The sequence below is a fragment of the Gryllotalpicola kribbensis genome (assembly GCF_039538245.1).
GTDB lineage: Bacteria > Actinomycetota > Actinomycetes > Actinomycetales > Microbacteriaceae > Gryllotalpicola > Gryllotalpicola kribbensis.
In genome coordinates this window covers 62300-77011 of the sequence record NZ_BAABBX010000016.1, presented here as the reverse complement: position 1 = coordinate 77011, position 14712 = coordinate 62300, and the positions used below count along the sequence as shown (strand labels likewise).

Here is a 14712-nt window from a genome sequence, read left to right as displayed (position 1 = left end):
TTCTGACCGGCGTCGAGGCTCACGAGACCTCTCGCCGCCTGAGGCGACTGTTCTGCAAGCACAAGGAACGCGCCGAGGCCGGAAGTTGCACGATTCGTAGCCTCTCATGCTATTGCCTCGGCACCTAGTGCGAGCTGCGTGACGGCGTGTTCCTGCGGCGCCGAGCAGTTGCATATTGCCTCGTGACGGCGAGAGCGAGAGTAGGTTTCAGACAGGAGGGACTTGCATTCGCACATGATCAGCTCTTCTCGGACCCTTGCGCGGCGACCGCGCCTCAGCGTCGTCATACCCGTGCTGAACGAAGAGCGCATCATCGACGCGTGCCTCACGGCTCTGGAGTCGCAGGCCGAACCGCCAGAGCAGATCATCGTGGTCGACAACGGATCCACGGATGCCACACCGGAAATCGTCCGCCGACATCCGGACGTCACGCTGCTATTCGAGCCGGTGCGCGGCATCGGCGGTGCCCGGACGCGTGGCTTCGACGGCGCGACGGGAGACGTGCTCGCCCGCATCGATGCCGACACTGTGGTCTCGCCGGGGTGGAGTGTCGCGGCGCGTGACGCCTTCGCACGCGATCCCGGCCTTGCGGCAGCGGGCGGTCCGGCGGTCGCACAGCGCCTGCCTGTCCCGCTGGCTAAGGCGCTCTACTCGGCCTTCCGGGTGTTCCATCGCACCCTGTTCCGGGTGCCGATGATCATGTACGGCCACAATATGGCGCTGCGCGCGGACGTATGGCAGATGATCCGCCCGATCCTGTCGGCCGACGACAGCATCAGCGAGGATGTCGACGTCACGCTCGCCGTGCTCAGCACCGGTGGCCGCATCGCCCTGCTGAGGGACATGCGCGTGGAAGCCGACGTCCTGCGCACGCTCGCGCCGGCGAAGCTCGCCCGTTACTGGCACGCGGACTCTGAGACGCGCCGCAAATATCGGGAGCTCGCCAGGGCGCAGTGACTCCGGACCCGTGTCAGAACTCTGGTCAACGGAGTGTAGCCGCCCCCACTCGAGACGTCCGTCGCACACCGGCGCGGGTCAGCGCGACCACGCCGACCGAGCCGCCGAGCGCGATCGGCAGCCAGAACTGCGCGAGCCGCCACGTCGTCACGCCGAGAGCGGCGTGCGAAGGCGAAACGCCGAAACCGACCAGCGTGGGCACGAGCACGGCCTCGACCACGCCCAGACCCCCGGGAGTGATCGGCACGAGCGAGATCACACTGGTGAGCGCGTAAGCCAGCAGAGGGCCGCGGATGGTCGGCAGAGGTCCGGCCATCGCGAGAAATGCGCAGAATGCGGCGCTGTCGCACGCCCAGTTCGTCATTGCGTTGACCGCCGTCGCGCCCAGGCGCCCGCGGTCGGAGGCGAGCGCGGCCATTGCGGCCAGCGAGCCGCCCACGAAGCGTGCAGCCCGGCGCCCGAACGCGGACGGCAGCACACGCAGCAGCATATGCATGACACCGCGGCACCGGACTGCGGCGAGGAACATAGCGGTCGCAGCCGCGACGAACACGACCACCACCGCGAACGCGACGGCAACGACTTCGCCGCCCTCCAGGCTCGCCGGGAGGAACACCGCGACCGCGATGACGAACAGAGCGCTCAGGGCAAGCGAGGAAACGGGCATCTCCATCATCAGGGAACCGGCCGCGACGGCCCGCGGAGTGCCCATCCTGTCGAGCATCCGGAATCGATAGCCCAGCGTGACGGCGCCGCCCGCCGGCATCGTGTTCGTGATCGCGATACCCGTGATGTTGACGCCCCACATCATGCGGTACCGCGGCCGCTCGGCGTGCGGCAGCGCACTGTAGGTCATACCGGCATAGGCACTGAACGCCCCGAGCTCGAGCAGGAGGCCGAGCACGACGAACGGGATCGCGGCGAACGTGAGATGGCGCGACGCTCGCCAGGCTTCACCGAACTGCGGCACGACGGCTCGCCACAGCAGCACCCCGACGAGCGCGAGCACGACAGCTCGCCACCCGTACCCGGTCAGGATCTTCCAGGTCCAACCGCGCCGCGTCGCCTCGGCGCGTTCGACAGTGAGAGAGGCGTCCGCCGACACGGCTCTCTCAAGCGGCCCATCCACTCGTCAAGGCTACGTCTGAACTGTCATTCGGCGAGCCGACGGACCAACCTCGGGCTGGTGCACGCACTCCTACGAAGGGCGGCCTCGCGCGTACCGCCCGCATGTGGGGTTAGGCATGCCCCATTCCGGTCTTGATGGCTCGAGCGCTGCCTGCCTGGTTTTTCCCATTCGCCCAGCTCAGCCGCGTCCGACGAGAGCGAGAGCCAGGCGTAGCCGACGGGCGCGTCGGCGGTGCGGGGCAGCAGATCCGTCAGAATGTTGTGCAGCCCTAACGGGTCGGGATCACCGAGCCCGGCGCGGTGAGCGACCGTGTTGCTTCGCACACGATCAGACGGTCCGCGCGCAGGACGTGCGGATTCATAGCCTCAGGGGAACGACGTGCAGAGGCGCGTCGCCTCCTCATCCGACGCTCGCGACCTTAATCGAGATGGACAACGGGCGGGGCCCTGCCACCGGAGCAAGTTCGTCGGCGATGATCTTGTGAACGTTCCTGCACACGCTTGTTGCCGGTCGTTGACCCGTGACTCCTATGGAGATGCTGACCGCAGTGCCGTCTTCGGATTCGACCACGGCGACTTTCGGTGACTCGCCCGAGGCTCCGATCTCGGCGATGCCGAGCCTCGAACCGATCTCACCGAATGCCGGCCGCGTCGGATAAATGGTGCGGACGTCTGGCTCGGCGAGGATCACAGCCGTCAGGCGTTCTTCGAGTGTGGTCATCGCCATCACGATCACTGTCCTCCCGTTAACGCGTCAGCGCGACGGAATCGGACGTCTTGGACGGTGATGTGGATGGCTGCGACATTCAGTTCACTGTGTCTCAGGAGTTCCCAGCGAATGGCTCGCCGAGCATGGTCGGCGGCAACTACGATGCTCGCGCCCCACGCGACGCTGATGTCGATTGTGACCGTGACGGGTTCGCCCGGCACGGTGACGTCGCCGTCGATTCGGCAGCGGCCGACGATGACGTCGGGGATGCTGTCTCCGGCGGCGCGGATCATGCCGCGTACGGAGCCTTCGGTCATGGTGAGATGCGCGGTGGGCGCCGGGTGGCTGATGGGGATGTCGCGGCCGGTGCGCGCCTCCAGGGCGATGCGGTTCATGATGCTGTGCACCCAGCTGTCCGGAGGTTCAGGCTCGACCGCAGCTTGCACCTCGAGGGTGTGGGCGGTCAGCTCGCGCAGCCGCGCGAGTGCGGTCAACGCGATCTGGCAGCCCGCGGAGGATTCGATGGAGAAGTTGGTGGGGGTGCGTTCGGCGTCGAGGTAGGCGCTGAGTTCCTCGATGGTGTGGCCATCGAGGTTCGCCGCATCCGGGATATCGAGGTCTGCGAAATCATATGGTGGGCGCGGATCTGTCATCGCCAGGCCTGCATTTCTCGTGCCATGTTCACTCGCGCCCGGGAGATCAGCCCGCGGACGGTGCTTTCGGGGATCTCCAGGTCGGCAGCGATTTCCCGGTAACTGTATTCGGCCACCTCTTTCAGCAGCCAGCAGCGGCGTTGCCCGGCTGGCAGGGAGGCGAGGGCGGTTCCCACCGCTGCGGCGAGCGACCGGGTCTGCGCCGCCTGCGCGGGCGCGGCTGCCGCCTCGGCGGCAGGGTCGTAGTCGGCGAGGTCTTGATGCTCATGGCGGGCACGGAGACGGTCGATGCTGCGGCGGCCGACGATGCGCATCAGCCAGCTCTTGACCGCTCCGGGGTCCTCAATGGAGTCAAGTTGCTGCCATGCGATCACGAACGCTTCCTGCACCACATCGTCGGCTTCGTCGTTGGTGCCGAGGATGCTGCGAGCATAGACGCGCATCAGGGTGCTGTAGCGGCGCACCAGAACCTCGAAGGCCTCCGGGTCGCCGTCCGCGGCGCGGCCAGCGACGACGCGATCATCCGCGTCAGCCAGCCGGCCGTCAAGCCGGGATTCGGTGGTCGGCGACGGTGTGCGATCGTCCGTCTTGGTCGCCACGATTCACCACCCCCTCGGCAACCGGATGGAACCGGGGTGCCCTGCAAGCGACGGTACGCCCTGGGGGCGACCGATCCGTGAAAGAGGTCCGTCTCCACAGCGCAGACCCAGGTCCGCAGATGTTTCTTTGTGAGTTCCGTGACGAATACGCCGCCGGTCACGTCCTATCGGTAGGAGCGACAACGCTCCGCCCAAGTAGGAACAAGAGAGCATCTCATGGCCAGCACAACCGTTCTTCCCACCACCGCCACGATCGCCGAGTCCGGCTCGGGCAAGACCGTGATCAACGATGGCGTGGTCGCCAAGATCGCCGGCATCGCCGCCCGCGAGGTTCCCGGTGTGTACGCGCTCGGTGGCGGGGCGGCCCGCGCGTTCGGCGCGATCCGCGATGCGATCAACACCACTGACCTCGGTCAGGGCATCAGCGTCGAGGTGGGCGAGACGCAGGTCGCCGTCGACGTGACCCTCGTCGCCGAATATCCGGTGGCCTTGCAGGACGTCGCCGACCGGGTACGTGCCGCCGTGACCACCGCGATCCAGACCCTGGTGGGGATGGACGTGACCGAGGTCAACATCACCGTGAACGACGTGCACATCCCCTCCGATGACGACACCGCTGACGCCGACAGCGGCACTCAGGCGCGGGTCCAGTGATCACCGCCACCAAGGTCGGGATCTTCGTCGGCGCGACCCTCGCGGTCGTGTGGTTCGCGCTCGGGTTCTGGGCGTTCTTCTTCGTCGCCATCGCGATGATCCTCGGCGCGATCGCCGGCAGGATCATCGACGGGAAACTCGACATGCGCTCTCTCGTGGACACCTTCCGCGGCAAGCGCACCTCCTCATGAGCTCCACCGCAGCCGTACCCGCCATGGGCCAGGCCACGACGCCCGGCCGCGGGCGCACCACCGTCGCCCCGCGCGCCCTCGACCGGATGGTGTCCGCTGTGACCGCAGACACCTTCGGCGTGACGGCACATGCGGTGCATGTGGAGCTCTCCGACCGTGACGGGCTCCTCGCTCTCCACGTCCGCACGCCGATCCAGGTCGTATCGCTGAAGGGAGTGAAGCAGAAGCCGGGCCTCGTCGAGGGGAGCGGCGGCACGCTGCTCCAACGCGCCAGCCACGCGCAGCAGACGATCCGTGAGCGGGTGACCGCACTCACCGGTGCCGAAATCGCACACGTCAGCGTGGAACTGACCGGCATCGAGATCCAGGCTGAGAGGAGAGTCGCATGAGCGCCCCGGCACCGTATTCGTACCGCCGTATCCTGCGCCGCGAGACCCATTCGTCGCGCGCCGTCCTGGCGATCGCCGCCGCAGTCGCGATTATCCTGCTGTGCCTGTACGCCGGCGCCGAGATCATCCTGATGATGGTGAACCATACGGCGCTCCTTGCGGCGCCACAGGACATGCTTTCCGCGCTGAGCACCTTGGGAGCGACCCCGATCGCGGTGCCCGTCACGATCGGCATCCTCCTGATGCTCCTCGGGGTCCTCCTGATCATCGGCGCGCTCACGCCCGGCCGCCGCGCGCGACACCAGCTTCTTCCCTCCATCCGCGCCGCGGTCGTGGTGGACAACGAGGTCATCGCCTCCGCACTGGCCCGGCACGCCGCCCACGCCGGGAACACGCACCCGGACAACGCCGTCGTCAGCGTCTCCGCCCACCGCGCGGTCATACACCTGACCCCCACGAGCGGAACGTCGGTCCGCAGCGACGCCGTCGAGAACGTGACGAGAGAGCAACTGGCCTCATTCGAGCTGTACCCGCACGTGCATGCCTCGGTGGTCATCAACGCGAACGGGAAGGTCGGGGCATGAACAACACCAACCGCGCGCTGAATCGCATCCTGATCCTCGTGATCGGATTGCTCACGCTCCTGGCCGGTGCTGCGCTTCTCGCGATCACCACCGTTCACACGATCCGCGCCGACTACCGCGCAACCGCCCCGACGGTCCATGGAGACCTCACCGGCTGGTTCAAGACCATCCCGCTCGCCGGGACCGGAACCAGCTGGGGCTGGATCCTGATCCTCGCCGCCCTGGTACTGATCGTGGTGCTGCTGCTGATCTTCATCTTCCGCCAAGGGCACGGTCACCATGACACCCTGCTGCGTGAAGACACCACCTCGGGCGGGGCCACGGTCATCGACTCCGAGGTCGCGGAACAGGCGATCCAGCACGATCTCGACGAGCGCCCGGAGCTCCTCGCCTCGCACGTGTCGACCTATCGCGTGCGCCGCACGCCGGTGCTCAAGATCGTGGTCACCTGCCGTCGCGGCGAATCCCCGCGGCAACTCGCCGAGCACATCGAGAACACCCTCACGGCCCTCGACACGCTCCTCGGACGGCAGATCCCGGCGCTGATCCAGATCAGCGGCGGCTTTCGCGCCCGCCTGTCCCGCCGCACTCGCGTCGCCCGCACCGCTCACGCCCGATAAGCCCCGAACGACAAAGAAAGCAACCACATGCGCAAGTTCCTCACCTGGCTCAGCCTCGGCACCCTCGCCCTCGCCGCCTACACCTACGGCGCCAGAGCCGGCCGCGGCCGCTACCTGGAAATCAAAGCCGCCGTCGACGCCGTCCGGCACGACCCCAAAATCAAGAAAGCCCGCACACGCGCCCTCAAACGCGCACACAAGGCCGTCACATCGGCCACCAAGCAAGCCAAGAAGATCGGGCGATGACCGCGATGAGCGATACGAACAACAACAAAGCACAAGACACGGTCGACACGGCTGCGGAACGCGCGCACGAGGCCGTGAACACGGCCGGCCAAGCGTCCTCTGACGCCGTGGGGAGGGCAGCCGGGCTGACCTCCGACGCGGTCGGCTCCGCGGCCGCCGCGACCAGCGACGCGATCGACACCGCACAGCGGCGAGCATCCACGGGACTGCGCTATGCAGCCAGAACAGCCGCCGAGATCGGCGGCAGGGCCACGCGGACCGCGAAGAGCCACCGGGCGCGGACGGCGTTGATCGCGGCCGGGGTCGTCGTCGCAGCGTTCGTCTTCGGCGTGATCAGGTCCAGACGCTCCTGAGCCGCGCCCTCATCCATCACCCACGAACGAAAGGCACGAGACTCATGAACCTGCTTCTCCTTCTTATCGCGGTGATCGCGATCATCCTCCTCATCACCGGCGGCATCGTCGCAACCATCCACTGGCTGCTCTGGGTCGGCATCGTCCTGCTCATCATCGCCCTGGTGGTGTGGCTCGTCCGCCTCGCCACCGGACGCCGAAAGGTTTGACACGACAGATGAACACACGATCGACAAGCCGGCCGGCCCCGGCGGGTTCCGGAGGAGGCGCCACAGCCCCCGGCACCGTCACGGGCCCCGCGTCCGAGCACCCCAGGATGGCCACCATCACCAGCGCAGGCATCACGATCGGTACCGCCGGCGCACTCACCCCCATAGGACCCGGAACCATTCGGCGCACAAGCCGTCCCGCCTCGGGCGAGGAGTGCCCGGTGCGGCGGAGCACGGATTTCGCCGAGCTTTCTGAGCAGGTCAAGGAGGCGGGGCTGCTGCGGCGGCGGCGCGTGTACTACTGGTCGAAGTTCTGGCTGATCACGATCGTGCTCGCGTTCCTGGTGGTGCTCTTCGTCCGGGGCGGGAACAGCTGGTGGCAGATGCCGCTGGCCGGGGTGTTCGCCGTCGCGTTCACGCAGGCCGCGTTCCTCGGCCACGACGCCGCACACCGCCAAGTCTTCCAATCCGGGCGCTGGAACAACTGGGCCAGCCTCATTATGGGCAATCTGTTCGTCGGCATGAGCGTCGGCTGGTGGAACAACAAACACACCCGCCACCACGCCAACCCCAACCGGATCGGCTACGACCCCGACCTCGACATCCCCGTCGTCCAACCCGGCGGCCTCATGCGGTTGCGTGAGCGCAGCCGTCTCGCCCGGTGGACGCTCGACCACCAGAGCATCGGCTTCTTCCCCTTCCTGTTCTTCCAGGGCCTCATCCTGCACATCTCGAGCTTCGGACGCGTCTTCGGGCGCGCCAATGTCCCGCACCGCTCTGTGGAGATCAGCCTCATGCTCGCCCGGCTGGGCGGCTTCATCGGCCTGACCTTCCTCGTGCTCTCACCTGGCCGCGCCGGCACCTTCCTCGGCATCGAGTTCGCCGTCTTCGGCTTCTACCTCGGCGCCGTGTTCGCCATCAATCACATGGGCATGCCCCTCGTGCCCAAGAGCCAGAAGCTCGACTTCTTCCGCCGCCAGGTCCTCACCGGCCGCAACATCCGCGGCGGACAGCTCACCTCATTCACCATGGGCGGCCTCAACTACCAGATCGAGCACCACCTCTTCCCCTCAATGGCCCGCCCCCAACTGCGCCACGCCGCACCCCTCGTCCGCGCCTTCTGCAAGGAACGCAACGTCACCTACACCGAGACCGGCATCCGCCAGGCATTCCGCAGCGTCACGAACTACATCGACAACGTCGGCCTCGGAGACCAAGACCCCTTCGAATGCCCCATGATCGCCGGCCGCCAGACCGCGACACCCGTCAACTGTGCAACGTGACCCGAGAGCTGCCTGCTGCTCGTCCAAATTGAGTCAGCCGAGACCGCCGTCTGCGAGGAGCTTGGTCCAGCTTGCAGCGAAGGAGGTAAGGCGCCGTGCGGAGCATCCTGGGGACGCCCCACTTGGGGCCGTGGCGGGTGCGGATCGGGTCGAGAAGGATGTTGGCGGGCATGTAGACCGCAGAAAGTAGTGGGGACGGAGGATTGACGCCCAGAGCACGCGGAGCGTAGCGGGCCTCTCGTCCCACATGTCTCGGTCGAGAAGGCCGTACGTAGATGAGTGCCCCGTCCCGGAAGATCCTCAATGGAGAAGAACCCGCCTCGACAGCCAGGACAGAGCTGAGCGGCGGCATTCGCAAAAGACCGGCAGCAAGGCGGACCGGCTCTAGCTCCACAGCGTCGGCCCGACGTGCGACGGGCTGGCGCGGCGGACCCCATCCTCGGTCCGTCGTTCGCCCTCGGCTGGCGCCATGACCGGAGCGTTGCTCTTATACCGCAACCGCGCCGGCAGCGTCCCGCCACGTCGTCGCGGCACGGGCCTTGCCGAGAGCTGCTCTCCATCCGCGAACGTTGGTAAGCGTCGCGTCGAGACGAGCCTCAGCGCTTGCTTCAATGAGGTCACCGCGTTGGCTGAACGCCTGTCGGAGTTGGGCGTTCAAGGCCCGGCGACTTCGGGGATGAGGTCGGTGACCAGGCGTGGTGCCTTGCGCGTTCGGTGGCGCGGGTCAGGCGATGGTGGAGGACCGCGGCGATGTCATCGAGCATCCTTCAAGCCAGGAGCAGGCGAGCAGCAGCGTCTCGACGTCGTGGTGGTTGGCCTTGGTCCGGCGCAGCTCTGCGGTCAGAGCCCCGAACGCTGGAGAACTGATCGCGGCCTTTGTCTCCTCGCCGGTGAGTCCTGGGCCGCGGACGAGGGACGCCCGTCTGTCGTGCTGCGCCACGCCGCCAGGGTCTCGTATTCGGCGGCGAGCCGGGCGATCGAGGGCCCAGGCGTCTTATTCTGCGCCACGTCGCGCACTCTGAGTTCCGCCAAGAACGGTTCTCCGGAGAACAGCCCCCACACTGTTGACCGCGGCGGGCGGCGCAGCCGGACCCGGCGAAGGTGATTGCGGGGTCGCCATTCCGGATGTAACTGCAACGCCTGATGCAACTCCGTGCGGTCGTGGCGCAAGGTGGACGACTTGAAGCCTCCGGGTTGCTGTGCGTCCACCGCGGTTCGAGTCCGCGTTTCCTCGGCGTGCGATTGCGTCGCGCCGGCGCCTTTCCCTGGGCTCTCAGCCGGCTTTCCGTGCCCGGATTGTGTTTCCCCCGTCGCATGCGGGATGGACCCCCAATGCGTCTGAGTGCGAGGTCAGGGGCGGTCATCGCGACAGACCCCAGCCTCGCCGGAAGAAAAACGGCCGATTCTGAGTCCTGCTGCGTGGCTCTGCCATTGCGGAGATTCATTGCCCGTTTCCCGGCCCTGTTTTTACATAGGTGATGCACAGGTACTGGCGCACGGGACATATTCGGCTGGGGTGAATAGCGCGGGGTCAAAGGGGGCCGAAGACGTCGTGGGGGTTGGCGTCCAGCGTGATCGTGTCGAGGATGGTGCGCAGTTGCCGTTCTTCGTATCCGAAGTGGGACTCCATGATGGCTGCGATCCCGTCGAGCTGCGATTCGAGGGCTTCGAGGGGGCGATGAGAGCCCTCGGTCGCCACCTGTAGGTCTTCCACGAGCTCCGCGATCAGCGCGTGGTCCTGTTGGAGCTTCCGCAGAGTCTCGCGAAGTTCGGGGTGTTGCGCCGCGATCACCGGAAACAGCTCGCGATCCTCGCCTTGGTGGTGACCGGTCAGAGCTGCGCAGAAGCCGTGGCAGAACGGCAGCAGCTCGCCTTCCACCGGCCGGGCTGTGGTCCCGGCGCCGAGGGCCGCTCGTGTCGCTTGCAGTGCGTCGCGCAGCCGCCGGTGAACGGCTTCAAGTTCGTTGCCCCAGGCGATCAGCCTGGTCTTCTCGCCCTCAGTCACGAGAGGGCGAAGGGAACGACGTCGTCATCGTCGTGCTCCTTCGGATCCCACGCCTCCATGCCTGGCACTGCCTGCCACCAGCACGCGACGCTGGGACCACGGTAGCGCAGGGCGAACACATCCGATGTGCTCTCGGATCGTCTGGGGTGGAGTTGGGTGGAGTGTTCAGCGTTGTGCGATGTAGGCCGACCAGCTGCGCGAGGTGAGTGCGGCCCAGCGTGCGGCGGTGTTCGGGGCGATGCCGATGAGATCCGCGAGGATGGGGGTCGGGATAGTCGCGGCGAACTGGAAGAGCGCGGCCTTGCGGCTGTTGGAGGGCTTGATTCCGAGTGCGACCAGCTGTGCGCGGATGATCTCGGTCTGGATCGGGCGTCCGGGGATGCCGCCAGGAAAGAGCCAGCCGTTGCCGTGGGAGGCGTGAGACGCCTTCCCGCGGCGGCCGGTCTGCTGCCGGATCAGCTCGTCGAGACCGGGCGGCATCTCTATCGGCTCTCATCGAATGTCACAAGGACCGCATCGCCGGTGGCGTCGACTTGCTCGGCGCGCATCCGGCTGATCGAGGTCAGGGGCTGCCACCCGGCGCTGTGGGTGACCGAGCGGCGCTCTCGTGTCGATCGGGCGGCGCGCTCGGCGGGAGACGCTTGCGTCCAGCGGGAAAAGTTGAAGGCCTGAGAGGAAAGGCCGCGGCTCGGTCGCGGCGTGGGGTTGCAACAGGGGTTGCGGCACGCCGGGTTGCGAAACGCGTACGCGTGCCTTGGTGGGGTGCTGCTCGGAACAGCGACGCGGCCTCGGCCATGGTTGCTCTCCTGGAACTGCTCCGTTGCCTCGGCGGTTCTCGGGCGGTGAACGCACGGGCGGGGGCAGCTTCTCGCTGAAGAGAATGCGCAGCGAGGGCGCTGTGCGATTCGGCGGCGACGCGGATGTCGGTGAGGCCGCTGGTCGGCTGGGACTCCTGTCTCCTGAAGTCGCGCCATCTCTCAGGTTGTCGGTGGCGGACGGTAAACTGGCCTCAGTCGAGTGGAGTTGCCTTGATGGCGACACGAGCGACGATCTCCCGGACCCGGACCCGGATCCGGCGGCAGCTGGCAGAGGTTGAGGCCGCCCAGCAAGCAGCGGGCGAGGAGCAAGGAACGCCGCGCACAAGGTTCTCCTTGGCCGGCCTAGCGCCGAGGACGCGATCCGCGACGGGCTGGCTGCGCTCGAGGAACGTCACGGTCACACCCGTGACCCGCCTCGCCCCCTGATGACGGCATGATGCCCGACCACTACACGCATCCCGGCACCGAAGTGCTCATCAACATCCCCGGCTATACCGACCCAAGCTTATGGAAAGCGGCCAAGGCGGTCGTCGTGCACGCCCACTACGCCGAACTGCTCCTGAACCCCATCCCAGGGCGCTTCGACCTCCCGCACTTGCAAGCCATTCACGCGCACCTCGTCGACGGCTTCTACACCTGGGGCGGCCGGCTCCGCGACACCGACACCGGGCCCGGCGGGACCGGAGTGGTCCACTGCCGACCCGAACACATCCCCGCAGAAGCACAACGGATCTTCGACACACTCGCCGACATGGACTACCTGCGGAGCCGCGAGACGGACAGTTTCTCCGCGGGGCTCGCGTGGGTGTGGGGCGAGACGACCGCACTGCACCCCTTCCGCGACGTCAACACCCGCACTCAGTTCGTCTTCTTCAATCAGCTCGCCCTGCGCGCCGGATGGGCGATCGACTGGGACCTCATCGCCCCGCACGTCTTCGCCCATGCCCACACCATCGCGATCACCCACAACAAACAAGGGCTCGACGCCCTCATACATCCGGTGTTCATCCCCGTCGCGGAGCTCGCCGCGCACGACCAGCTCCACGATCAGTTGCAACACGGACGCGAACTGCCTTTCGGCCGCCTCTTCAACTGCCGATGTCCTCTGGGCCGTCGAGTTCGGCGAGCGCCTGTTCCTCGGTAGTCGAATACGGCGCGCGCAACAGGGCGTTATCAGAGGCATCGCGCCGCAATGTTCGCTCGAGCAGGAATGCCGGTCTGTGATCGACGGTGCGATCGGGTTCGATGTAGTGCCCTTCGGTGATCGCCGTCGATCCGTGGCCGAGGAACAAGGCCGCTGCGTCGGTGCTGGCGCCGCGTGCGATCACTGTGGCGCCTGTGCGCCGATACCAGCGCAACGTGATGCCGGTGTCCTCAAGGCCGGCGAGCAACAGGAACTCGCGGAAGGTCCGTCGCACGCTGTAAGGGCTGAGCGGGTCACCACTCTTGTTCGAGAAAATCGTGCGCGGTGGGTCCGTCTGGTTCCGTAACAAGAGGCGGGCCCGCAGCACTTCGGCAGCGAATTCGGGTACGGCGATACGTCGTACGGAGTGTTCTGTCTTGGGATGATCCTGACGGACCGCCCCATGCCCGGTTCGCAGGACGACCGTGCCGCGCACCTGCAGTTCCATGCCATGCGGCAAGTCGAGGACGTCACAGGGACGGAGCGCAAGGGCCTCCCCGATTCGCAACGCAGTGCCGAGGAGAACTTCGAGGATGTCGCGAACCTGGCCGTCCGGCTTTGGGCCTTTGACGTCCGGACCGGTACGCCAGGAGGAGGCAGCCTGCCGGATCGCGGCGATCTGGGTGAGTGTGAGCGCGTGGGGCACGTTCTTCGGTTTCTCCAGTGGCGAGGTGCCCTCCACCGGGTTGCGCGGAATCGCGTCCGGCCGCAGCGCGAAGGCGAAAAGGAGGTTAAGCATGGTTCGGGAGTGCTTAGCCCGCGAGTAGGAGACCCTGGCCTCGGATTTGAGGAACCATTCGGCACGGCCGGTCGTGACTTCTCCGAGGCTGTAGTGCCGGAAGGCGGGCAAAATTTGACGTCTGAGGTCTTGTCGATAGTTCTTCTTTGTGCCCTCGCTAAGTTCCTGCAAGTCGAGGTCCGCGAGCCACAACTCGACGAGGTCGCCGAACGGGCTCGCAAGCGAAAGCACTCCCCCGCTGCCGTAGCCAGAACGGCTGGCCAGTCGTGCCTTGAGGCGTGCCTGGGCCGCCGACCGCGACGCTGCGCAGGCAGCGACGGAACGAAGCCGGCCATCGAGGTCGCGGAAACGGGTCGTCGCAATGTAACTGCGCCCATGGCATCGGACACTGACCGTTCCGTAAGTGCCGATCGCGGTTCTGGGCCGGCCGCCGCTCATCGATCCGCCCCAGGGTGCTTGGCCTCGTCAACCGCCGCGAGCTGGCCGAGCCACACTTCGATCGCGCTTCGGCGAAAACGTAACTCGTGGCCGATGCGAAAGCCTCGGGGTCCACGCTCGTGACTGCGCAGGTCGTAGAGCGTTTGGACGGCTAGCTCAAGCCAAGCGGCGAGTCGTGACAGCGTCATGATCTCTTCCAGTGGAGCGTCCTGCGATGTATTGCTGTTCATGCAGGACAGGAGGCCGAGACGGCCCGCGGCGCTTCGAGAACTCTCGAGTAACGCCGTGCGGACGCGCCGTGCGGGATGTGAAGTGTCGAATAAATGGCGAATGACCATTTCGTTTCCCCTGTTCAGGGTTTCGCAAATGGCCACTCACCAGGACTTCTGGTGGATCTGAGGGGACTCGAACCCCTGACCCCCTGCATGCCATGCAGGTGCGCTACCAGCTGCGCCACAGACCCGTATTCGGTTGTCGTTGCCGTTCGATTTCCCCTCGCGGCAACTCGTTCAGCTTACTACAGCGAACGGCGTGCCAAGAAATCGAGGGCGGCTCAGCGCCCCGTCACCCCTGGCCCGCAACGGCCGAGTGGGGCAGCTCGAAGGGCACCACCGGGCAGTCTCGCCACAGCCGCTCGAGGGCGTAGTACTGGCGGTCCTCCTGGTGGAAGACGTGCACCACGAGATCGCCGAAGTCGAGCAGCACCCAGCGGCCCTGCTCTTTGCCCTCACGGCGCAGTGTCTTCACACCGGCTTCGTTCAGCGCGTCCTCGACGGCATCGGAGATGGCGACGACGTTGCGCTCGGAGTTGCCGGAGACCAGCAGGAAGATGTCCGTCAGAGGAAGCGGGCCGCTCACATCGAGTGCGACGAGCTCTTCGCCGGCCTTCGAGTCGGCTGCGACCGCAGCCAGCTGGAGCAGCTCTCGGGCCTGGGCGGATGCCGTCATGCAGTG

Annotated in this window: 21 protein-coding genes and 1 tRNA gene; 11 read left to right on the top strand and 11 right to left on the bottom strand. The window is 66.6% G+C overall.

Annotation, left to right across the window (positions count from 1 at the left end; genetic code table 11):
• Nucleotides 1–234 precede the first annotated feature (234 nt).
• On the top strand, nucleotides 235–957 hold the full coding sequence (locus ABD716_RS12635; RefSeq protein ID WP_344777421.1) for a glycosyltransferase family 2 protein: 723 nt from the start codon (nucleotides 235–237) through the stop codon (nucleotides 955–957).
• A 25-nt stretch (nucleotides 958–982) separates the two neighbouring features.
• Here ABD716_RS12635 and ABD716_RS12630 read toward each other — a convergent pair whose 3' ends face one another.
• The 4 genes from ABD716_RS12630 to ABD716_RS12615 all read right to left on the bottom strand — a co-directional run bounded on the left by ABD716_RS12630 (nucleotide 983) and on the right by ABD716_RS12615 (nucleotide 4046).
• Nucleotides 983–2062, bottom strand: a complete 1080-nt coding sequence (locus tag ABD716_RS12630) for a lysylphosphatidylglycerol synthase transmembrane domain-containing protein (RefSeq protein WP_344777420.1) — start codon at nucleotides 2060–2062, stop codon at nucleotides 983–985.
• 423 nt (nucleotides 2063–2485) lie between these two features.
• Nucleotides 2486–2806, bottom strand: coding sequence for a hypothetical protein (locus ABD716_RS12625; protein WP_344777418.1), 321 nt, complete (start codon nucleotides 2804–2806; stop codon nucleotides 2486–2488).
• 11 nt (nucleotides 2807–2817) lie between these two features.
• Nucleotides 2818–3447, bottom strand: coding sequence for an Asp23/Gls24 family envelope stress response protein (locus ABD716_RS12620; RefSeq protein ID WP_344777416.1), 630 nt, complete (start codon nucleotides 3445–3447; stop codon nucleotides 2818–2820).
• Nucleotides 3444–4046 carry an RNA polymerase sigma factor gene (locus ABD716_RS12615; RefSeq protein ID WP_344777414.1) on the bottom strand — a complete coding sequence of 201 codons (603 nt, stop codon included), beginning with the start codon at nucleotides 4044–4046 and terminating at the stop codon, nucleotides 3444–3446. Before ABD716_RS12615 ends, ABD716_RS12620 begins: the two co-directional genes overlap by 4 nt.
• A gap of 216 nt (nucleotides 4047–4262) precedes the next feature.
• On the opposite strand from ABD716_RS12615, the gene ABD716_RS12610 reads away from it, so the two are divergent.
• The 9 genes from ABD716_RS12610 (at nucleotide 4263) to ABD716_RS12570 (ending at nucleotide 8575) form a co-directional block, all read left to right on the top strand.
• Nucleotides 4263–4700: an Asp23/Gls24 family envelope stress response protein gene (locus ABD716_RS12610; RefSeq protein ID WP_344777412.1), complete on the top strand. Its 438-nt coding sequence runs from the start codon at nucleotides 4263–4265 to the stop codon at nucleotides 4698–4700.
• Nucleotides 4697–4891 carry a hypothetical protein gene (locus ABD716_RS12605; RefSeq protein WP_344777410.1) on the top strand — a complete coding sequence of 65 codons (195 nt, stop codon included), beginning with the start codon at nucleotides 4697–4699 and terminating at the stop codon, nucleotides 4889–4891. Before ABD716_RS12610 ends, ABD716_RS12605 begins: the two co-directional genes overlap by 4 nt.
• On the top strand, nucleotides 4888–5280 hold the full coding sequence (locus ABD716_RS12600) for a hypothetical protein (protein ID WP_344777408.1): 393 nt from the start codon (nucleotides 4888–4890) through the stop codon (nucleotides 5278–5280). Before ABD716_RS12605 ends, ABD716_RS12600 begins: the two co-directional genes overlap by 4 nt.
• Entirely contained in the window at nucleotides 5277–5864 is a 588-nt protein-coding gene (locus tag ABD716_RS12595) for a hypothetical protein (protein WP_344777406.1), read from the top strand. The genes ABD716_RS12600 and ABD716_RS12595 overlap by 4 nt, the downstream gene beginning before the upstream one ends.
• On the top strand, nucleotides 5861–6484 hold the full coding sequence (locus ABD716_RS12590) for a hypothetical protein (RefSeq protein ID WP_344777404.1): 624 nt from the start codon (nucleotides 5861–5863) through the stop codon (nucleotides 6482–6484). The genes ABD716_RS12595 and ABD716_RS12590 overlap by 4 nt, the downstream gene beginning before the upstream one ends.
• 27 nt (nucleotides 6485–6511) lie before the next feature.
• Nucleotides 6512–6730, top strand: coding sequence for a hypothetical protein (locus ABD716_RS12585; protein ID WP_344777402.1), 219 nt, complete (start codon nucleotides 6512–6514; stop codon nucleotides 6728–6730).
• Nucleotides 6727–7083 carry a hypothetical protein gene (locus ABD716_RS12580; protein WP_344777400.1) on the top strand — a complete coding sequence of 119 codons (357 nt, stop codon included), beginning with the start codon at nucleotides 6727–6729 and terminating at the stop codon, nucleotides 7081–7083. The genes ABD716_RS12585 and ABD716_RS12580 overlap by 4 nt, the downstream gene beginning before the upstream one ends.
• 44 nt (nucleotides 7084–7127) lie before the next feature.
• Nucleotides 7128–7292 carry a hypothetical protein gene (locus ABD716_RS12575; protein WP_344777398.1) on the top strand — a complete coding sequence of 55 codons (165 nt, stop codon included), beginning with the start codon at nucleotides 7128–7130 and terminating at the stop codon, nucleotides 7290–7292.
• A gap of 107 nt (nucleotides 7293–7399) precedes the next feature.
• On the top strand, nucleotides 7400–8575 hold the full coding sequence (locus ABD716_RS12570; RefSeq protein ID WP_344777396.1) for a fatty acid desaturase family protein: 1176 nt from the start codon (nucleotides 7400–7402) through the stop codon (nucleotides 8573–8575).
• Between the two features lie 724 nt (nucleotides 8576–9299).
• On the opposite strand, the gene ABD716_RS12565 is transcribed toward ABD716_RS12570, so the two are convergent.
• From ABD716_RS12565 to ABD716_RS12555, 3 genes are all read right to left on the bottom strand, one after another.
• Nucleotides 9300–9515: a hypothetical protein gene (locus ABD716_RS12565; protein WP_344777394.1), complete on the bottom strand. Its 216-nt coding sequence runs from the start codon at nucleotides 9513–9515 to the stop codon at nucleotides 9300–9302.
• 591 nt (nucleotides 9516–10106) lie between these two features.
• Entirely contained in the window at nucleotides 10107–10580 is a 474-nt protein-coding gene (locus ABD716_RS12560; protein ID WP_344777392.1) for a hemerythrin domain-containing protein, read from the bottom strand.
• Between the two features lie 165 nt (nucleotides 10581–10745).
• Nucleotides 10746–11060: a hypothetical protein gene (locus tag ABD716_RS12555; protein WP_344777390.1), complete on the bottom strand. Its 315-nt coding sequence runs from the start codon at nucleotides 11058–11060 to the stop codon at nucleotides 10746–10748.
• A 774-nt stretch (nucleotides 11061–11834) separates the two neighbouring features.
• On the opposite strand from ABD716_RS12555, the gene ABD716_RS12550 reads away from it, so the two are divergent.
• Entirely contained in the window at nucleotides 11835–12542 is a 708-nt protein-coding gene (locus ABD716_RS12550) for a Fic/DOC family protein (RefSeq protein WP_344777388.1), read from the top strand.
• On the opposite strand, the gene ABD716_RS12545 is transcribed toward ABD716_RS12550, so the two are convergent.
• The 4 genes from ABD716_RS12545 to rsfS form a co-directional block, all read right to left on the bottom strand.
• Nucleotides 12487–13758, bottom strand: coding sequence for a site-specific integrase (locus tag ABD716_RS12545; protein WP_344777386.1), 1272 nt, complete (start codon nucleotides 13756–13758; stop codon nucleotides 12487–12489). The genes ABD716_RS12550 and ABD716_RS12545 overlap by 56 nt on opposite strands.
• Nucleotides 13755–13988: a helix-turn-helix transcriptional regulator gene (locus ABD716_RS12540; RefSeq protein ID WP_344777385.1), complete on the bottom strand. Its 234-nt coding sequence runs from the start codon at nucleotides 13986–13988 to the stop codon at nucleotides 13755–13757. The genes ABD716_RS12545 and ABD716_RS12540 overlap by 4 nt, the downstream gene beginning before the upstream one ends.
• A gap of 157 nt (nucleotides 13989–14145) precedes the next feature.
• A tRNA-Ala gene (locus ABD716_RS12535) sits at nucleotides 14146–14221 on the bottom strand.
• Between the two features lie 101 nt (nucleotides 14222–14322).
• Entirely contained in the window at nucleotides 14323–14706 is a 384-nt protein-coding gene (gene rsfS, locus ABD716_RS12530; protein ID WP_344777383.1) for a ribosome silencing factor, read from the bottom strand.
• Nucleotides 14707–14712 lie beyond the last annotated feature (6 nt).

Bases quoted from the DNA above. Each gene is read 5' to 3' on its own strand.
- ABD716_RS12600 (WP_344777408.1), top strand. From the start codon at position 4,888: ATGAGCTCCACCGCAGCCGTACCCGCCATGGGCCAGGCCACGACGCCC.
- ABD716_RS12610 (WP_344777412.1), top strand. From the start codon at position 4,263: ATGGCCAGCACAACCGTTCTTCCCACCACCGCCACGATCGCCGAGTCC.
- ABD716_RS12625 (WP_344777418.1), bottom strand. From the start codon at position 2,806: ATGACCACACTCGAAGAACGCCTGACGGCTGTGATCCTCGCCGAGCCA.
- ABD716_RS12555 (WP_344777390.1), bottom strand. From the start codon at position 11,060: ATGCCGCCCGGTCTCGACGAGCTGATCCGGCAGCAGACCGGCCGCCGC.
- ABD716_RS12540 (WP_344777385.1), bottom strand. From the start codon at position 13,988: ATGAACAGCAATACATCGCAGGACGCTCCACTGGAAGAGATCATGACG.
- ABD716_RS12635 (WP_344777421.1), top strand. From the start codon at position 235: ATGATCAGCTCTTCTCGGACCCTTGCGCGGCGACCGCGCCTCAGCGTC.
- ABD716_RS12580 (WP_344777400.1), top strand. From the start codon at position 6,727: ATGACCGCGATGAGCGATACGAACAACAACAAAGCACAAGACACGGTC.
- ABD716_RS12620 (WP_344777416.1), bottom strand. From the start codon at position 3,447: ATGACAGATCCGCGCCCACCATATGATTTCGCAGACCTCGATATCCCG.
- ABD716_RS12570 (WP_344777396.1), top strand. From the start codon at position 7,400: ATGGCCACCATCACCAGCGCAGGCATCACGATCGGTACCGCCGGCGCA.
- rsfS (WP_344777383.1), bottom strand. From the start codon at position 14,706: ATGACGGCATCCGCCCAGGCCCGAGAGCTGCTCCAGCTGGCTGCGGTC.
- ABD716_RS12585 (WP_344777402.1), top strand. From the start codon at position 6,512: ATGCGCAAGTTCCTCACCTGGCTCAGCCTCGGCACCCTCGCCCTCGCC.
- ABD716_RS12575 (WP_344777398.1), top strand. From the start codon at position 7,128: ATGAACCTGCTTCTCCTTCTTATCGCGGTGATCGCGATCATCCTCCTC.
- ABD716_RS12590 (WP_344777404.1), top strand. From the start codon at position 5,861: ATGAACAACACCAACCGCGCGCTGAATCGCATCCTGATCCTCGTGATC.
- ABD716_RS12595 (WP_344777406.1), top strand. From the start codon at position 5,277: ATGAGCGCCCCGGCACCGTATTCGTACCGCCGTATCCTGCGCCGCGAG.
- ABD716_RS12545 (WP_344777386.1), bottom strand. From the start codon at position 13,758: ATGAGCGGCGGCCGGCCCAGAACCGCGATCGGCACTTACGGAACGGTC.
- ABD716_RS12550 (WP_344777388.1), top strand. From the start codon at position 11,835: ATGCCCGACCACTACACGCATCCCGGCACCGAAGTGCTCATCAACATC.